The sequence below is a fragment of the Streptomyces marokkonensis genome (assembly GCF_008312835.1).
Classification (GTDB): Bacteria; Actinomycetota; Actinomycetes; order Streptomycetales; family Streptomycetaceae; genus Streptomyces; species Streptomyces marokkonensis_A.
The window spans coordinates 59,896-76,938 of record NZ_VSKS01000015.1 but is presented as its reverse complement, the minus strand read 5'-3'; the positions used below and the strand labels follow the sequence as shown (position 1 = coordinate 76,938).

Sequence of the window (17,043 nt, the reverse complement as noted above, 5' to 3'; positions counted from 1 at the left end):
TTCGACCAGGGTTGAAAAGCCGGGCGTCGTCGCACGACGTGGACCAGCCTGGGGGAGTCGCTCGACGAACCCTCGCGTTCACGGCTGCTTCTGGAGGTCCATCCATGCACATGACGACACGTTTGCTCTGCCTGGGAGCCTCGGTGCTCCTCGCGGTGACCGGTCAGACCGGCACGGCCGGCGCCCGGGACCTTCCCGACACCTACGTCGTCTCGCGGGCACCCGGCGTCCTGCCCGAGGGCATCACCGTGGCGCGGGACGGCACGGTGTACGTGTCGTCCGACGGTACGGGCCGCCTGTTCCGGGGCCACGTGAGCGACCCCGGGCTGCGTCCGTTCCCCGCTCGGGGCATCGACGACCGCACCAGCACCCTGGGTGTGCACACCGACCAACGGGGCCGCGTCCACTCCGTCGGCGGCGCGAGCCTCACGGTCCACGACGCGAGAGGGCGGCTGCTGGCCCGGCGTGCGGCCCAGGACGGCCCGCTCGGCCCGGCGGATCTCAACGACCTGGTGATCACCGAGGACGCGGTGTACGCCACCGACTGGGCCAACCCCGTCGTCCACCGGGCCGAGCTCCGGCACGGCCGGCTCGGCCCGATGCGTCCGTGGCTCGACATCCGCAGCGCCTTCCCGCAGTTCCCGGCGCAGTACTGGCTCCTCAACGGGATCGTGGCCGACCGTGCGGGCGAGACGCTGCTGGTGGCGTCCAACGGCACGGAGGCGCTCTGGCGTGTGGACACCGCCACGCGCGCCGTGGAACAGGTGCAGATGGGCGGTGAGTCGTTCGGCGCCGACGGCATGGTGCTGCGTGGCCGCACCCTGTACGCGGTGCTCAACCACGGCGCCCCGAACGGGGTGTACGTCGCGGAGCTGAGCGCGGACCTGCGCGCGGGAGTGGTGCGGCACCGCATCACCGGTGAGCGGTTCGACCTGCCCACCACGCTCGCGCGGCACGGCTGCCGGTTGTACGTCGTCAACAGCCAGCTCGACGATCCGCCTGGCGAGCCCCCCTACACGGTCTCGGCGATCGCCGATCCCACGTGCCCGCAGGCGGGGTGAACGCAGCGGCCGGCACCGGGTGACCCCGGCGGGTCCGGGCAGCGGACCCGCCGGGGTCACCTGCGACCGGGCCCGGCGGTTCCGGCACGGAATTCTTGCGACCAGGGCAACATGGACCGATGGACCACAGGACGGACGACGAGGTGCTGGGCGCGGTGGGGGCGCGATTGCGCGCACTGCGCCGTGAGCGCGGCATCACACTCGCCGACCTCTCGGCGACGACCGGCGTGTCGGAGAGCACCCTCTCCCGGCTGGAGAGCGGGCAGCGCCGGGCGACGCTGGAGCTGCTGCTGCCCCTGGCGCGCACGTACGACGTCCCGCTGGACGACCTGGTCGGCGCCCCGCGCACCGGCGACCCCCGGATCCACCTCAAGCCGATCAGCCGGTACGGCATGACCTTCGTGCCGCTGTCCCGCAGACCGGGCGGCGTGCACGCCTTCAAGATGATCATCCCTGCCCGGCCGCAGGCACCCGAGCCGACCCCGCAGACCCACGAAGGCTTCGAATGGCTGTACGTGCTCAACGGCCGTCTGCGCCTCGTACTCGGCGAACGCGACCTGACACTGTCCCCCGGCGAGGTGGCCGAGTTCGACACGTCCGTGCCGCACTGGCTGGGCAGCGCTTCCGGCGGTGTGGTGGAGCTTCTCATCCTCTTCGGCCTCCAAGGGGTGCGCGCGCACGTGCGCACCGACCCCCACCGGCCGCCGCGATCGGCGAGCCGACGGTGAACCGCTCGCCTGTCGGCCCACGGTCGTACCGTGTGCCCCCGGGTGCCCCGGGCCGGCCGGGGTGCCCGCGTCCCGCTCGAGGCGTCGGCCCAGGGGCCCCTAGATCTGGTTGAGGCCTCCGTCGGCGTACAGGCTCGTACCGGTGATGAAGCTGCTCTGTTCGGACGCGAGGAAGGCCACGGCGGCGGCGATCTCGTCCGGGCGCCCGAGCCGGCCCAGCGGCACCTGCGACGCCAGGTGCTGCCTGAGACCGGCGGCCTTCTCCGGGTCGGGGGCGCTCTGGCCACCAGCGAGCCCGGGCGAGGGGTCCGCGACCTGCTCGCCGCCTGGCGCAACGACGGGTGCTCCCGCCTCCGGGAGAGGTTCGAGCGGGCCGTCGCCGACGGCGATCTGCCTTCGGATGCCGACCCGAGGCTGCTGGCGCGCTACGTCACCACCTTGGCATTCGGCATCGCCGTGCAGGCCGCGAGCGGTGTCGCCCGCGACGAGCTCCAGGAGATGGCCGACGCCGCCCTGCGCCCCTGGCCGCTCACCTGAGCCGGTGACGCGGTCGCGCGGCCCTTCACCGTCCGGTGAAGCGTGGGCGGCCCGGTCCGGCCTGCCGGACCTCGACGAGCTGGGGGCACTGCCGGCGCAGCAGGCGCTCCAGCCACTGGTGAAGGGTGAGCCAGGCGGCCGGACAGCCGTGGCAGGCGCCGCCGAGTCGCACGGTGACGACGCCGTCGTGCACGCCGACCAGTTCGATCGCGCCGCCGTGCGCGCGGGCGCGTTCGCCCACGGGCCCGGCGATGAGGTTCCGTGCGGCGGTGTGGAGCGACGTGTCGTCGCGGGACCGGCCGCCGCCGGCATCGGCGGCGGGGCTCCAACCCGCTGGATCCTCCAGCGCCTTGTGCAGCGCGGTGCGCACCCGGGATCCGTCCGCCCGCCAGGAGTGGCCCTCGCCGAGCCGCATGACGACGACCGCGGGTTCGACGGCGATGTGGGCGAGGGTGCCGTCCGCGAGCAGCGCCGCCAGCGGCGCCGGCACCGAGGCCGGTGCTCCCGTCCAGGTGAGGACCCCGGCGGGGACGATCCAGCGCAGCCGGTCCGGGTGGCCGGCGACGGGCTGGGGATGCAGGGGAATCATGGGTGCTGCTCACCCACCCGTCAGAGCCGCGGTGATCGTATGGGCGAGATACGCCATGAGCCAGGCCGTGACGGTCAGGCAGGTGAAGGCGACCGCCGGCCACTTCCAGGTACCGGTCTCCCGCCGGATGACCGCGACGGTGGCCATGCACTGCAACGCGTAGGCGAACCAGACCAGCAGTGCCGCGATCGTGGGCGCGGTGAACACCTGACGGCCCGCCTGCGGTCCGTCCTGGTGGGTCATGGTCTGCAGCGCGGCGGCCGGATCCTCGGGGTTCTCGGCGGCGGCGACCTGTCCGAGGGTGGCGACGAAGGTCTCCCGGGCCGACTGGGCCGACAGGACACCCACGTTGACGCGCCAGTCGAAGCCCAGCGGGTCGAACACGGGGGAGACCAGCCGGCCGAAGCCGGCCGCGTAGCTGTGATCGATGGTGTAGGCGGACACGGCCACGGAGTCGGCGGTGTCGACGCCGGCCGCCCGCATCTGGGCGGGGGAGTGCAGCGGCAGGTTCAGCGCCAGCCACAGCGCGATGGAGGTGGCGACGATGACGGTCGAGCACTTGCGCAGGAAGGCCCGGGCGGAGGACCACATCGCCAGGAGCACGTGACGCGGCGCGGGCAGCCGGTAGGGCGGCATCTCCATGAAGAACGGCATGGGCGTGCCGCCCCGGTCGGTGACCTTCTTCATCACCCAGGCGGCGGTCATCGCCGAGACGGCACCGAGCAGGTACAGGCCGAACATGACCAGTCCTTGGGCGCCGAACGGGCCGACCGTGGCGGACGGTTCGACGAGCAGCCCGATCAGCAGCACGTAGACCGGCAGCCGGGCGGAGCAGGTCATCAGCGGGGCGGCCATCATGGTGGCGAGCCGGTCCTTGGCCGAGGGCAGGGTGCGGGTGGCCATGATGCCGGGGATCGCGCAGGCGAACGACGACAGAAGGGCCACGAAGGCCCGCCCCTCCAGCCCGGCGCGCGCCATCACGCGGTCCATCAGGAACGCCGCCCGTGACAAGTAGCCGACGCCTTCCAGCAGGGCGAGGAGCAGGAACAGCAGCATGATCTGCGGGACGAAGACGAGGACGCCGCCGACCCCGCCGATGATGGCGTCACCGAGAAGTCCGGACAGCCACCGGTTGGTGACGTGGTCGTCGACGAGGGCGGACAGCCGGCCGAACAGCGACTCCACATGACCCTGGAGTGGTGCCGCCAGCGTGAACACGGTCTGGAAGAAGGCCATCATGACCGCGAAGAAGACGACCGACCCCCACACGGGGTGCAGCAGCACGGAGTCGAGGCGCTGGGTGGCCCTGTGACGCTCGGCGGGGCGGTACTCGGCGAAGGCGAGAACCGACTCCGCCCAGGCGTCCAGTTCGGCCGGGTCGGTGGGCGGTGCCAGGACGGGGACCGGCCAGGACCGCCATGCGGAGATCTCCTCACGCAGCTGCCCGGTGCCCAGGCCACGGTGACCGACGACGGGGAGCACCGGGACGCCCAGCGCCCGGGAGAGCGCGTCGAGGTCCAGGTGGCCCCGGCGCAGGGCGAGTTCGTCGGTGAAGGTGACGACGACGCAGGTCGGCAGGGAGCGCGAGAGGACCTGCGCGACCAGCGTCAGCGACCTGCGCAGAGTGGTGGCGTCCACGACGAGGAGCAGCGCGTCCGGCCGCGGTGCGGCGTCCAGCCGGCCGTCCAGGGCATCGACGGTGACCTGCTCGTCCGGGCTGATCGGCTCCAGGCTGTACGTGCCGGGCAGGTCCTCGATCACATGACCGCGGCCGCCGGCCCGGCAGGTGCCCACGTAACGGGACACGGTGACGCCGGGGTAGTTGCCGGTCCTGGCGTGCAGGCCCGTCAGGGCGTTGAAGACGCTGGTCTTGCCCGCGTTCGGGCTGCCGACCAGGGCGATGCGCGCCTCCCCGGTCGTGACCGCGCCTGTGTCACCGGGCTCGTGGCAGCCCGCTGTCACTGGTCCACCTCCGTTGTGTGCACGCACGCGGCCTGGGCCCTGCGCAGGCACACCTCGTAGTCCTTGACCCGGTAGACGGCCGGGTCGCGCAGCGGCGCACGGCGTACGACCTCCACCACCGTTCCGGGCGTGAAGCCGAGCGCGCCCAGTCGGCGGGCCGTGTCCGGCGCCGCGTCCGCGACGACCTCGACCACCGTGGCCCGGGCGCCGGGCGCGAGATCGGCCAGGGCGCGCACCGCGCCACCCGACACCTCCGTCCCCCGACGTTCCGCCGGTACGGCCCTCTCACCGCCCACGCTCACGCTCATCCACGTCTCCGCTGCTCCCTGCCGGGCGGGAATCCCGGCCACCGAGTCGTCAGTAAGGTGAGGCTAGCCTTCTTGCGTCCGGCCGACGGCGGGAAAAGGGCCCGCAAGAACAGGCCACACGGCCCGGGCCCCGGGACCTCTGACCCCTGGACCGGCCCAGGGGGCGGTGGGGCCCCTCAGGGAGCCGGACCGGCGTCCCGCCTGCCCGGCCCGTGCAGCGGACGTATCGGCGCCACGCCCCACGTAACCTCTTCCTGTGCCAGCCACCCGCCCGCATCGCGTCGCCATCCTCGTGATCGAGGGTGCGAAGCCGCTCGACGTCGGCATTCCCGCACAGGTCTTCACGACCCGTGCGAGCATGCCGTACGAGGTGCGGGTGTGCGGAGCGACACCCGGTCTCGTGACCGGCGGCGACGGCCTCGCGTACTACGTCGCCCACGGCCTCGACGCGCTCGCGTGGGCCGACCTCGTCTTCGTCCCCGGCTACCGGTTCCCGGACCGCGACGACCCGCCGCAGGCCGTCGTCGAGGCGCTGATCGACGCCCACGACCGGGGCGCGCGGCTCGCCGCCATCTCGACGGGCGCCTTCGCGCTCGCCGCCACGGGCCTGCTCGACGGTAGGCGCGCCACGACGCACTGGCACTACACGCGGGCACTCGCGGCCAGGCATCCGCTCGTCCGGGTCGACGAGAACGTGCTGTTCGTCGACGAGGGCAGCGTGCTCACCTCGGCCGGCGCCGCCTCCGGCATCGACCTGTGCCTGCACATCCTGCGCGGCGACCTCGGCGTGGCCGCTTCCAACCACGCGGCCCGGCGTCTGGTCGCGGCTCCCTACCGCAGCGGCGGCCAGGCCCAGTACGTGCCGCGCAGCGTCCCCGAGCCGCTCGGCGAGCGGTTCGCCGCCACCCGCGAGTGGGCGCTGCACCGGCTCGGAGAGCCCCTCACCCTCGACATACTGGCGCGGCAGGCTGGGGTCTCGCCGCGCACGTTCTCCCGCCGCTTCGTCGAGGAGACCGGCTGCACACCGATGCAGTGGGTGATGCGTGCCCGCGTCGACCTGGCCCGCGAACTGCTCGAACGCTCGCAGCGCGGCGTCGAACAGATCGCCGCCGATGTCGGCCTCGGCACCGGCGCGAACCTGCGCCTGCACTTCCAGCGCATCCTCGGCACCACACCGAGCGAGTACCGGCGCACCTTCACCCGGGGCGAATAGCTCGCCCGGCACGGCGTGGCGGGATCCTTGTGAACCGTGGCGATCACGCCACTGTCAGCGGCGTGGGCTGCGAGCGAGCCTGGTGGGGAAGGGAAGGGACATCACTCATGACTCGCATCGCCATCAACGGATTCGGCCGCATCGGACGCAATGTGCTGCGCGCCCTGCTGGAGCGCGACAGCGCCCTCGAGGTCGTCGCCGTCAACGACCTGACGGAGCCCGCCGCTCTCGCCCGGTTGCTCGCCTTCGACAGCACGGCCGGCCGACTGGGGCGCCCGGTGACCGTCGACGGGGACGTCCTCGTCGTCGGCGGCCGTCGGATCACGGTGCTGGCCGAGCGCGAACCGGCGCAGCTGCCCTGGGCCGAACTCGGCGTCGACATCGTCCTGGAAGCCACCGGCCGCTTCACCTCGGCCAAGGCCGCCCGGGCCCACCTCGACGCGGGCGCGAAGAAGGTACTCGTCAGCGCGCCGTCGGACGGCGCCGACGTCACGCTCGCCTTCGGGGTCAACACCGGTGCCTACGACCCGGCCGTGCACACGATCGTCTCGAACGCCTCCTGCACCACCAACGCGCTCGCACCGCTGGCCGCGGTCCTCGACGAGCTCGCCGGTATCGAGCACGGGTTCATGACGACGGTGCACGCCTACACGCAGGAGCAGAACCTGCAGGACGGCCCGCACCGCGACGCCCGTCGCGCCCGGGCCGCCGGCGTCAACATCGTGCCGACCACGACCGGCGCCGCGAAGGCGATCGGCCTGGTGCTGCCGAACCTCGACGGCAAGCTGTCGGGCGACTCGATCCGCGTACCGGTGCCGGTGGGCTCGATCGTCGAACTCAACACCACCGTAGCCCGCGACGTGACGCGCGACGACGTGCTGGCGGCGTACCGGGCCGCGGCGGACGGGCCGCTCGCCGGCATCCTCGAATACTCGGACGACCCGCTCGTGTCCTCCGACATCGTGGGCAACCCCGCCTCGTCGATCTTCGACTCGGCCCTCACCCGCGTCGACGGCCGCCACGTCAAGGTGGTCGCGTGGTACGACAACGAGTGGGGCTTCTCGAACCGCGTGATCGACACGCTCGAGTTCCTCGCCACCGGCTGACCGGACGCCGGGGTGATGCCTCGCCCCCGGACACACGCCGGCAGTACATCCTTCCAGCGCTCCGGCCACCCGTCGGGTGGCCGGAGCGCCCAGTCGCACAAGCAGGGCAGCCCGGTTCCGCAGGGCGCGCGGTGGCAGGTGTGCGGGGCCACTTCCGCCCAAGGCCCGCTCGCCATGCTGGCCATCAGGGGGACGTACCGGGTCCTCAACACCCGGCCCGACGGCGACACGTCTCCTTTCTCCCCCAGGATCCGGACTTGTGGAGCGACGTGCCCGGCAGGAACGAAGTGACCCCGCTTCCGGCGGCAATTCGCCCGCGACGCGGAGTGCACGGGGGCCGCGGCCGCCGGAGGAACACGACACCTTCGAGTCGGCGGTCCGCAATCCGCACACCGCCGTCCGACCGAGCTGGACAACCGTACAAGCAGCGGATCACCGGACACCAGCACCAGCGCTGTCGCAAATCAATGCCCTCATCATCCCGATATGATCCGTTTTGTGATCAGCTCAGGACGGCTCCGGCGCCGCCATCGTCCGAACGATGGCCAGCGGGAAGCCGTGCTGCTGTCACCGGTGCTCGTCACCATCCTCATCGCCGGCCTGGCGTTCTCCACGCCGAGGGAGATCGCCTTCAGCCGCCTGCTGCCCGCGGCACCCGCCCTCGCCGCCGCACTGTGGCCCGTCTTCCCGACAGTCCTGCTGGGTGCGTCCTGCCTGCTGATCATGATCGGCCTCAGCTTCATCTACGCCGATCTGGGGACGCCGTACACGGCTGCCGCGATCATCGCCGTCACCATGGCGGCCGCGTACGCGAGCCACCTGCGGCTCCAGCGGGAGGAGACGCTTTTCCAGGTTCGGCTCGTCGCCGACGCGGCTCAGAAGGTACTGCTGCGGCCGCTGCCGCACCGAGTCCAGGACGTCGAGCTCGAGTCGCTGTATCTGGCGGCGCAGGAGCAGGCCCGGATCGGAGGCGACTTCTACGAGGCCGCCGACACGCCGTACGGAGTCCGGCTGCTCATCGGTGACGTGCGCGGCAAGGGCCTGTCGGCAGTGGGGGCCGCCTCCGCAGTGATCAACTGCTTCCGGGAGAACGCGTACGACCAGCCCGACCTCGAAGCCATCATCCGTCGGCTCCAGATCACCATTTCCCGCTACAGCGCCGCGGTTCCCGCTGATGATCAGACGGAGCACTTCGCCACCGTGCTGATCGCCGAGATCCCGCACGACAGGCAGCAGGTCAGAATCCTCAACTGCGGTCACCCACCACCGGTGTTCGTGCGCGGAGGGCGGATCCACGTTCTCGAGCCCACCCTCACCTCGACCCCCCTCAACCTCTCGGTACTCCTGGGCGACCACTACTACGTCGACACCGTCGCCTTCGTCCCGGGCGACCAGATGCTGCTCTACACCGACGGCGTGACGGAGACCCGCGACCGAGCCGGCGAGTTCTTCCCGCTTGCGGACTGGGCGCGGCAGCACAACCAGGCACCGCCTCGTGAGCTGCTGGACCGGCTGCACGCGGATCTGCTCCGCTACGCGGGCGGAAGGCTCGACGATGACATCGCGGCCCTGGCCGTGCGCCGCCGGCACACCGGCCCACGACCTCTTCGTCCTGACTGACCGGAGCCTTGAGCGGCTGCGGCTGCGGCTGCGGCGGCCATTCCGCCCCCGGCGGCACCCGCCGATAGCTGGTCCAGTTCGGTTCGACAGTTCCGTGGTCCTGCATCACAACGGAGACCCGGGCGGTCCTGCCACCCGAACGGACTGTGCGGCCCCGAATCGCTCGCACGAGGTCACTTGTCGGCCACCCTGGGACGAATTGGCCGTTTCCTGTGCTGGGCTAGACCACGCCGGCCACAGGTCGCCGTCAGACCGCGCAGTGAGGTGTCCGAGACCTTCTGTCATCGGGATCGCGCGCCTTGGTGCTCCGCACGCCGGTGGTGCAGGTTGGCCCGGCTCGCGTCGCCTCCGTAGTGCGCCAGCACCTTCGGGTCCATCACCCGGCGCCACAGCGGGGTCACCCACGCCAGCACGATCATCGAGGCGTAGCCGGAGGGCAGCTGGGGTGCCTCGTCGAAGTGGCGCAGTGTCTGGTAGCGGCGCAGCGGGTTCGCGTGGTGGTCGGAGTGCCGCTGCAGTTGGTACAGGAAGATGTTGCTGGTGGTGTTGTTGCTGTTCCAGCTGTGGCGCGGGGCGACCCGCTCGTACCGCCCGTCCCGGCGGCGTTCGCGCAACAGACCGTAGTGCTCGAGGTAGTTGACCGTCTCCAGCAGCAGGACGCCGCACGCCGCCTGGACGAGCAGGTAGGGCAGGACCACCGGCCCGAAGGCGGCGGCGAGCGTGGCGAAGATCAGGGCGGTCAGTGCCCACGCGGTCAGCACGTCGTTGCGGTGCGACCAGGCGCGGTGCCGGCGGCGGTTCAGACGACGGGCCTCCAGGCGCCAGGCCGACCGCACGCTCCCCGCGACCGTCCGCGGCAGGAACGCCCACAGGCTCTCACCGAGCCGCGAACTGGCGGGGTCCTCGGGTGTCGCCACACGGATGTGGTGGCCATGGTTGTGCTCGACGTAGAAGTGACCGTAGGCGGACTGGGCCAGCGCGAGGCGGGCCAGACGGCGTTCCACCGTCTCCCGCTTGTGCCCGAGCTCGTGGGCCGTGTTGATGGCGACACCGGCGACGACACCCACCGTGGCGGCGAGACCCAGCGCATCCGGCACGCTCATGCCGTCGGACCACAGCAGACACGCGTACAGCAGTCCGGCGTACTGCAGGGGCAGGTACAGATACGTGCACCAGCGGTAGTAGCGGTCCTCCTCGAGCAGCGGGATCGCCTCGTCGGGTGGGTTCTCTTGGTCCGGGCCGATCAGCGCGTCGAGCAGCGGGATGATCACGAAGGCGAAGAACGGTCCCCACCACCACAGCGCCCGCCAGTCGCTGACGGCGACCAGCGCCGCGGCCTGGAAGGGCAGCGTGGGGACGGCAAGGCCGAGCAGCCATGCGTAGCGCTTGCGGTCGCGCCAGGGTGTGCCCGCGGGGGACGCGGGAGGCGTCGTCGACGGTGCGGTCATCGGCTGTGCTCCTTGCGGGCGTTCGGGATGCGGAGACCCGGCAGAGAGTGGCACCGACGGCCGCCGCTGACAATCGGGGACGCCCTGTCAATGTTCTGACGTTCCGTCAGCCCGTGGCGGGTGACGGACCCGTGTCCACGGACAGCACCCCCAGGGCCGCCGCGGTGATGAGCTCGGCCGACTCGCGCAGCGTGTGGTCGGCCGGAGGCAGCACGATGTACGAGAGGGTCAGGCGCACGATGACGTCCGCCGCCTGATCCGTCCGTACGGTGTCGGACCGCTGGTAATGGGCCTGGCACCACGACCGCACCAGGAGCCGTGCCCCCGTGACGACCGGTTCCGAGCGTGCCGTCAGGTAGGGGAGCAGCGAGTCCGTGCCGTCGCGGGCAGCCTTCACCACCGAGGCGACGAGCACGTTCTCCCGGGCCTCCTCCAGGGCGTACAGGACGGCGGCGGCCAACGCGTCCGACGCGGTCGGTGCCGGCTGTTGCAGGGCCCGGTCCACGCCGATGAGGAAGCGCTCCGCCTCACGGTGCACCAGCGCCCGGCTCAGACCGCCGCGGCTGCCGAACTCCTTGTACACCGTGGGCCGTGACACCTCGGCGCGGGATGCCACCTGCGACAGGCTCACGGAGTCCCAGCCCTTCTCGGCCGCCATGGCGCGTGCCGCGTCCAGGACGTCGTCGCGCATCTTTCTCCGCCATGCCTCGCGGGGCGGCAGCGCGACTCCGGGACGGTCCGAAGCCTCGGCGAACGGCGTGTCCTCCACGATGTCTCTCCTTGGGTCCGTCGGGGGGTGGGTCAGATGTGCTAGCGGACGGTACAGCCTGGGTGCTCCATCGGGAATATGTATCGCCAGATTCTTTCGACAGGACCCGACGATCCTCAGGAAAGCCCATGTGAAACGGCGGAGATCGAGGTGAACGGGGCGCCGATCGCCGCGTTACCTGAACGTAACGTGCGATACATCTAGCCAGGAAGATGAGCGTTCTGTAATTTCCGGAGCGCGGTCGGCGGCACCTCCGCCGGCCAAGGCTCCCGAGAGGTCCGATCCGCCATGAACGCTCGCACGGTCCGCCGCCTGGCGGCCGCCACCGTAGTGACCACCGCCCTTACCGCGCTCACCGCCTGCTCCAGTGGCGACGACTCCGCACCGGCGGCCAATGGCGGCGTCACCGTCGCCGGCGTCACGATCGAGAAGGATCCCGCGCTGCACGACACGCTGCCCGAGGAGATCAAGGACGCCGGCACCGTCAAGGTCGCCACCGACGTGCCGTACCCGCCCTTCGAGATGTACGTCAAGGAAGGCGAGAGCGAACTGACGGGCCTCGACTACGACCTCGGCCAGGCCCTGGGCGCCAAGCTGGGCGTGCGGTTCACCTTCACCCCGCAGAAGTTCGACGGGATCGTCCCGGCCATCCAGGCCGGCAAGTTCCACGCGGCGATGTCGGCCATCACCGACAACAAGGAACGGCAGAAGGTCGTCGACTTCGTCGACTACTCGCAGTCCGGCTCCGGCATCCTCGTCGCCGAGGGCAACCCCGGGAAGATCACCACCCTGGACGACCTGTGCGGGAACAAGGTGGCCGTGCAGACCGCCACCAACCAGCTCGAGCTGCTCAAGAGCCACCAGGCCGAGTGTGCGAAGGCCGGCGGCGGCCGGATCGACATCCAGACCTTCCCCAAGGACTCCGACGCCCAGCTCGCCCTGCGCTCCGGCAAGGTCGTCGCCCAGGTGCTGACCAAGCCGGCCGCGGGGTGGACCGCCAGGACCGCCGACGACGGCAAGACCTTCGACCTCGTCGAGGACCCCGCCGCACCCGGCGGTTACCGCGCCTCGCCCAACGGCATCGCCGTCAGCAAGGACCTGCCGGAACTGACCGACGCGATCCAGAAGGCCCTCCAGGCCCTGATCGACGACGGCACCGCGACCAAGATCTTCGAGAAGTACGGCGTCGCCTCCATCGCCGTGAAGGAAGCCACCAGGAACGCGGCGGTCGACTGACCATGGCCGAGCTGAAGACACCCCGGGACACCGCCGCGCCCGCCCGCGGGCTCGCGGCGGAGGACATCGTCGTCGTGCCGGTGCGCAACTACGGCCGCTGGGTGGCCGCCGCGGCGGCCCTGGCCGCCCTGGCCGGGCTGCTCGGTTCGCTGGCCAGGAACGACAACCTGCGCTGGGACATCGTCGGCGAATACCTCTTCGCCGACCTCATCTTCGACGGCCTGTTCACCACCTTGTGGCTGACCGCCGCCGCCATGGTCCTCGGACTCGCCCTGGGCACGCTGATCGCGGTCATGCGGCTGTCCTCCAGCCCCGTCCTCCACGGGCTCGCCACCTTCTTCGTGTGGATCTTCCGCGGCACTCCGCTGCTCGTGCAGATCATCTTCTGGGGGTACGCGGCCGCCCTCTACAAGTACGTGATGATCGGAGTCCCCTTCACCGACATCACCTTCTTCCGGGCCGAGACGAACTCCCTGCTGACCCCGGCCGTCGCGGCACTGCTCGCCCTCGGGCTCAACGAGGCCGCCTACGCCTCCGAGATCGTGCGCGCCGGCATCCAGTCCGTCGACACGGGACAGACCGAGGCCGCGCACTCGCTGGGCATGCGTCCCGCCCTCACCATGCGCCGGATCGTGCTGCCCCAGGCGATGCGCGTCATCATCCCCCCGATGGGCAACGAGACCATCAACATGCTGAAGATGACCGCCCTGGTCTCGGTCATCTCCGCCCACGACCTGATGTCCAACATCCAGGACGTGTACGCCCAGAACTACCAGGTCATCCCCATGCTCGTCGTCGCGAGCCTGTGGTACCTCGCCCTGGTGACCCTGCTCGGCATCCCGCAGGCCTGGCTGGAGCGCCGCTACGGCCGCGGCACCGCCCGCGTCCAGCACGTCTCCCCCCTGCGACGCCTGCTCGGCGGAGTCGCCCGGACCACGCGCGTGGGAAACCGCGTCACGAACAAGGAGGCGGGCCGGTGAGCGCCCCCACGGAGCACGCCGGGAGCGTGCCGATGGTGCACGCCGAAGGCGTGCGCAAGCACTACGGCAGGCTGGAGGTCCTCAAGGGCATCGACCTCACCGTCCGGCGCGGCAGCGTGTGCTGCCTGCTCGGTCCGTCGGGCTCGGGCAAGTCCACCTTCCTGCGCTGCATCAACCACCTCGAGAAGGTCGACGGCGGCCGGCTCACCGTCGACGGCGAGCTCGTCGGATACCGCCGGCACGGTGGCAAGCTGCACGAGCTGCGGGAACGGCAAGTGGCCGAGCGGCGCCGCGACATCGGCATGGTGTTCCAGCGCTTCAACCTCTTCCCGCACCTGACGGCGCTGGAGAACGTCACCGAGGCACCCGTACGGGTCGCCGGCGTGGCCAGGGCACAGGCCCGCGAGGAAGCGCGGCAACTGCTGGAGAGGGTCGGCCTCGCCGACCGCGCCGGCCACTACCCCTCGGAGCTCTCCGGCGGCCAGCAGCAGCGCGTGGCCATCGCCCGCGCCCTCGCGATGAGACCCAAGCTGATGCTGTTCGACGAGCCGACCTCCGCTCTCGACCCGGAACTCGTCGGCGATGTCCTCGACGTGATGCGGCAGTTGGCCGACGACGGGATGACGATGGTCGTCGTCACCCATGAGATCGGCTTCGCCCGTGAAGTGGGCGACACGGCGGTCTTCATGGACGAGGGCGTCATCGTCGAGGCCGGCGACCCACGGCAGGTCCTGGTCGACCCCGAACAGGAACGTACCCGCGCGTTCCTGTCGAAGGTCCTGTGAGCGCCCCCTCCCGGCAGCGACCCGGGCCCCGCCCCGCCGACCTGCTCGGCCCGGCCCGCAGCCGTCTCCAGCGCTACCTGCACGACCTCGCCGACCTCGTGGCCATCGACTCCGGCTCGTACAGCCCCGACGGGGTCAACGCGGTCGCCGACTGGGCGCAGGCGCGCCTGACGTCGCTCGGATTCACCGTCGAACGGCTCCGGCCGCCTGCCGCGGACGGCCCACCCTTCGGCACCCTCCGCACGGGCGACGTGCTGGTCGCCCGCAAGGCGGGCCGTCTCACAGAGGCGAATGGCGGGCGCAGGATCCTGCTCGCCGCCCACATGGACACCGTGTTCGCGGACGGGACCGCCGCCGAACGGCCCTTCACCCTCGACGGCACGCGTGCCCACGGGCCAGGAGTCAGCGACGACAAGGGCGGGTTGCTGGCCGGCCTGACCGCGCTGGACCTGCTTCAGGAGCAAGGGGCCGCGGAGTACGCCGAGGTGGTGTTCCTGGCAACGCCGGACGAGGAGATCGGCTCCCCGTTCAGCCGGGGGATCACCGAGGAGGCCGCCCGTGGCGTCGATTACGCCCTCGGCCTGGAGTGCGCTCGCGAGAACGGGGATCTGGTGCTCGCCCGCAAGGGTGTCGCCGACTTCCGGCTCACCGTCACCGGCCGCGCCGCCCATGCCGGTATCGAACCCGAGCGCGGCGCCAACGCGGCCCTCGCCGCGGCGCACCTGGTCGTGTCCTTGCAGGCCCTCAACGGGCGCTGGGACGGTGTCACCGTCAACGTCGGCGTCGTCCGGGCCGGCCACCGCCCCAACATCGTCTGCCCCGAGGCCGAACTCCGCCTGGAGGTGCGCGCGGCCACCGCCACCGACGTACGCAGGGCGAGGCGGGCCATCGAGGACGCAGCCGCATGCCCCGCGGTGCCCGGTACCGCGGTGACCGTCGAACAACTCGACCACTGCCCGCCGATGGAGGCGACCGGGGCGTCACACCGGATGTTCGCCGCGGCCCAGCAGGCGGCAGCCGCACTCGGGTTCACCCTCGGTGCCACGGCCACCGGCGGCGTCGGCGACGCCAACCTGATATCCGGCACGGGCGTTCCGGTCCTGGACGGGCTCGGTCCGGTCGGCGGCGCCGACCACAGCCCGCAGGAGTGGCTGGACACCGTGACCGTGCCCCAGCGCATCGCCCTGCTGGCCTCGCTGATCACCGCCCTCGGCGACAGCCGCAACGACGCATGACCACCGGTCCCTCGGCCGTGCCGGATCCCGGCCGAGGGACCGGCCCCTTTCCGACGTCCGACACCTCCCGAGGAGACCCCATGCGCGAGCGTCCCCAACCCGGCCGGCGCCATTTCCTCGCCGCCGCCACAGCCCTCGTCCTCACCCTCGCCGCCGCACCGGCGGCCGCCCAGGCGACCCCGCGCCCCGACGCCGGCCGGTCGGCGGGGTCCCTGGTCCTGATCGGTGGCGCCCTGAAGGACAACAACACCCAGGTGTACGGGGAGATCATCGAACGGGCCGGCGGCTCCCGCGCCCGCATCGGCGTCCTCACCGCAGCCTCCGTGCCGGAGAGCCAGGACCCGCACGCGAACGACCCCGACCGGTGCGGCAACTCGGCCTGCAACGGCATCTACTACGCCGGGCTGTTCGAGAAGCACGGCGCGGCCGACGCCCAGTGGATCCCCGTCGACCTCGACCACATCGCCAACGCCGACTCCGACGCCGTCGTCGACCAGATCAACTCCATGACCGGGTTCTTCTTCGGCGGCGGCGACCAGTACCGCTACGTCACCACCCTCCTGCACGGCGACCGGCACACCGACTCCAAGGTGCTCGCCGCCATCCGCGCCAAGCTGGCCGACGGCGCCGTCGTCGCCGGCACCTCCGCGGGTGCCCAGATCGCCGCCGGGCACGACATGGTCACCGGCGGCGAGTCCTACCAGGGCCTGCGGGACGGCAGCGCGCCCGGCTACTTCGACGACCCCACCCGGCTCGGCCACCTTCCCGAGGGAGGCTTCGGCTTCCTTCGCTCCGGCCTCGTCGACACCCACACCGGCGCCTACGGGAGGGAGGGCCGGGCCCTGCGCCTGGCCGCGGACACCGGTCACGACCGCGTCTACGCCCTGCAGGAGAACAGCGCGCTCGTCGTCGACCACCCGGGAACACACGACGAGACCATGACCGTCCTCGGTGACCGCGGCGTCGGCATCCTCGACCTGCGCGAGGCCCGCGCCCGCACCGTACGGGCCGGCTGGACGCTGACCGGAGCCAGGTACACCCACCTCACCGACGGCGACCGCTACGACGTCCGCCGCCGGGCCGCCCGCCCGGGCCCCGGCAAGCGTCCGCTGACCCCGAGCGGAACGTCTCCCGTGCCCGCCAACAACGACGTCTTCCACTCGGTCGACAACCCGGCCGGCGTCCCGTACTCCTTCCTCAGCACCGCCGCGGCACTGGCCGCCACCCGTACCCAGCGCACCGCCACCGCCAGCACCTACGAGAGCGCTCCCCGCTTCACGGTCACCTTCACCAAGCGGCCGGGCTTCACCGCCTGGACGAGCGACGGCACCACCGCGCAGTCCCTGGTCGGACTGCGCATCGACGTAGCACCCCGGTGACCGCTCCCGACACCGTCGGCGGCAGGGGCCGGCCGGGACGTCCGGCCGGTCACAGCCGTCCGTGCGGGCATTAGGCTCGGCACCGGC

Annotated in this window: 17 protein-coding genes; 11 read left to right on the top strand and 6 right to left on the bottom strand. The window is 71.6% G+C overall.

Going from position 1 to position 17,043, the window contains the following annotated elements; genetic code table 11:
• The first annotated feature begins 110 nt into the window (after positions 1–110).
• Both F1615_RS24300 and F1615_RS24295 read left to right on the top strand, forming a co-directional pair.
• Entirely contained in the window at positions 111–1,061 is a 951-nt protein-coding gene (locus F1615_RS24300; RefSeq protein WP_244328826.1) for a hypothetical protein, read from the top strand.
• A 119-nt stretch (positions 1,062–1,180) separates the two neighbouring features.
• A complete protein-coding gene (locus F1615_RS24295) occupies positions 1,181–1,789 on the top strand; it encodes a helix-turn-helix domain-containing protein (protein ID WP_149551195.1) in 609 nt (202 codons plus the stop codon).
• A gap of 99 nt (positions 1,790–1,888) precedes the next feature.
• Here the strand turns inward: F1615_RS24295 and F1615_RS36890 are convergent, their stop codons facing one another.
• Positions 1,889–2,026: an SDR family oxidoreductase gene (locus tag F1615_RS36890; RefSeq protein WP_425385655.1), complete on the bottom strand. Its 138-nt coding sequence runs from the start codon at positions 2,024–2,026 to the stop codon at positions 1,889–1,891.
• Here F1615_RS36890 and F1615_RS24285 point away from each other — a divergent pair, their 5' ends adjacent.
• On the top strand, positions 2,027–2,326 hold the full coding sequence (locus F1615_RS24285) for a hypothetical protein (RefSeq protein WP_341873459.1): 300 nt from the start codon (positions 2,027–2,029) through the stop codon (positions 2,324–2,326).
• Between the two features lie 25 nt (positions 2,327–2,351).
• Here the strand turns inward: F1615_RS24285 and F1615_RS24280 are convergent, their stop codons facing one another.
• From F1615_RS24280 to F1615_RS24270, 3 genes are read right to left on the bottom strand one after another with little or no spacing between them, the layout of a single operon-like run.
• Complete coding sequence (locus F1615_RS24280) at positions 2,352–2,915, bottom strand: NifU family protein (protein WP_149551194.1); 564 nt, start codon at positions 2,913–2,915, stop codon at positions 2,352–2,354.
• 9 nt (positions 2,916–2,924) lie between these two features.
• Complete coding sequence (gene feoB / locus F1615_RS24275; protein ID WP_149551193.1) at positions 2,925–4,877, bottom strand: ferrous iron transporter B; 1,953 nt, start codon at positions 4,875–4,877, stop codon at positions 2,925–2,927.
• On the bottom strand, positions 4,874–5,185 hold the full coding sequence (locus F1615_RS24270; RefSeq protein ID WP_149551192.1) for a FeoA family protein: 312 nt from the start codon (positions 5,183–5,185) through the stop codon (positions 4,874–4,876). Before F1615_RS24270 ends, feoB begins: the two co-directional genes overlap by 4 nt.
• Before the next feature lie 256 nt (positions 5,186–5,441).
• Between F1615_RS24270 and F1615_RS24265 the strand changes: the two genes are divergently transcribed.
• The 3 genes from F1615_RS24265 to F1615_RS24255 all read left to right on the top strand — a co-directional run bounded on the left by F1615_RS24265 (position 5,442) and on the right by F1615_RS24255 (position 9,124).
• Complete coding sequence (locus F1615_RS24265) at positions 5,442–6,398, top strand: GlxA family transcriptional regulator (protein ID WP_149551191.1); 957 nt, start codon at positions 5,442–5,444, stop codon at positions 6,396–6,398.
• A 107-nt stretch (positions 6,399–6,505) separates the two neighbouring features.
• Positions 6,506–7,504 carry a type I glyceraldehyde-3-phosphate dehydrogenase gene (gene gap, locus F1615_RS24260; RefSeq protein ID WP_149551190.1) on the top strand — a complete coding sequence of 333 codons (999 nt, stop codon included), beginning with the start codon at positions 6,506–6,508 and terminating at the stop codon, positions 7,502–7,504.
• A 498-nt stretch (positions 7,505–8,002) separates the two neighbouring features.
• Complete coding sequence (locus F1615_RS24255) at positions 8,003–9,124, top strand: PP2C family protein-serine/threonine phosphatase (protein ID WP_244328825.1); 1,122 nt, start codon at positions 8,003–8,005, stop codon at positions 9,122–9,124.
• Positions 9,125–9,405: 281 nt separating this feature from the next.
• On the opposite strand, the gene F1615_RS24250 is transcribed toward F1615_RS24255, so the two are convergent.
• Entirely contained in the window at positions 9,406–10,572 is a 1,167-nt protein-coding gene (locus F1615_RS24250) for an alkane 1-monooxygenase (RefSeq protein ID WP_149551188.1), read from the bottom strand.
• 106 nt (positions 10,573–10,678) lie between these two features.
• Positions 10,679–11,341 carry a TetR family transcriptional regulator gene (locus F1615_RS24245; RefSeq protein ID WP_149551187.1) on the bottom strand — a complete coding sequence of 221 codons (663 nt, stop codon included), beginning with the start codon at positions 11,339–11,341 and terminating at the stop codon, positions 10,679–10,681.
• Between the two features lie 288 nt (positions 11,342–11,629).
• Between F1615_RS24245 and F1615_RS24240 the strand changes: the two genes are divergently transcribed.
• From F1615_RS24240 to F1615_RS24220, 5 genes are all read left to right on the top strand, one after another.
• A complete protein-coding gene (locus tag F1615_RS24240; RefSeq protein ID WP_244328824.1) occupies positions 11,630–12,577 on the top strand; it encodes an ABC transporter substrate-binding protein in 948 nt (315 codons plus the stop codon).
• Positions 12,578–12,579: 2 nt separating this feature from the next.
• Complete coding sequence (locus tag F1615_RS24235; protein WP_149551186.1) at positions 12,580–13,557, top strand: amino acid ABC transporter permease; 978 nt, start codon at positions 12,580–12,582, stop codon at positions 13,555–13,557.
• Between the two features lie 32 nt (positions 13,558–13,589).
• Positions 13,590–14,342, top strand: a complete 753-nt coding sequence (locus F1615_RS24230; RefSeq protein WP_149551254.1) for an amino acid ABC transporter ATP-binding protein — start codon at positions 13,590–13,592, stop codon at positions 14,340–14,342.
• Entirely contained in the window at positions 14,339–15,577 is a 1,239-nt protein-coding gene (locus tag F1615_RS24225; protein WP_149551185.1) for a M20 family metallopeptidase, read from the top strand. Before F1615_RS24230 ends, F1615_RS24225 begins: the two co-directional genes overlap by 4 nt.
• An 80-nt stretch (positions 15,578–15,657) precedes the next feature.
• Positions 15,658–16,956: a cyanophycinase gene (locus F1615_RS24220; RefSeq protein ID WP_149551184.1), complete on the top strand. Its 1,299-nt coding sequence runs from the start codon at positions 15,658–15,660 to the stop codon at positions 16,954–16,956.
• Positions 16,957–17,043 lie beyond the last annotated feature (87 nt).

Bases quoted from the DNA above. Each gene is read 5' to 3' on its own strand.
- F1615_RS24300 (WP_244328826.1), top strand. From the start codon at position 111: ATGACGACACGTTTGCTCTGCCTGGGAGCCTCGGTGCTCCTCGCGGTG.
- F1615_RS24295 (WP_149551195.1), top strand. From the start codon at position 1,181: ATGGACCACAGGACGGACGACGAGGTGCTGGGCGCGGTGGGGGCGCGA.
- F1615_RS24280 (WP_149551194.1), bottom strand. From the start codon at position 2,915: ATGATTCCCCTGCATCCCCAGCCCGTCGCCGGCCACCCGGACCGGCTG.
- F1615_RS24270 (WP_149551192.1), bottom strand. From the start codon at position 5,185: ATGAGCGTGAGCGTGGGCGGTGAGAGGGCCGTACCGGCGGAACGTCGG.
- gap (WP_149551190.1), top strand. From the start codon at position 6,506: ATGACTCGCATCGCCATCAACGGATTCGGCCGCATCGGACGCAATGTG.
- F1615_RS24250 (WP_149551188.1), bottom strand. From the start codon at position 10,572: ATGACCGCACCGTCGACGACGCCTCCCGCGTCCCCCGCGGGCACACCC.
- F1615_RS24240 (WP_244328824.1), top strand. From the start codon at position 11,630: ATGAACGCTCGCACGGTCCGCCGCCTGGCGGCCGCCACCGTAGTGACC.
- F1615_RS24235 (WP_149551186.1), top strand. From the start codon at position 12,580: ATGGCCGAGCTGAAGACACCCCGGGACACCGCCGCGCCCGCCCGCGGG.
- F1615_RS24230 (WP_149551254.1), top strand. From the start codon at position 13,590: ATGGTGCACGCCGAAGGCGTGCGCAAGCACTACGGCAGGCTGGAGGTC.
- F1615_RS24220 (WP_149551184.1), top strand. From the start codon at position 15,658: ATGCGCGAGCGTCCCCAACCCGGCCGGCGCCATTTCCTCGCCGCCGCC.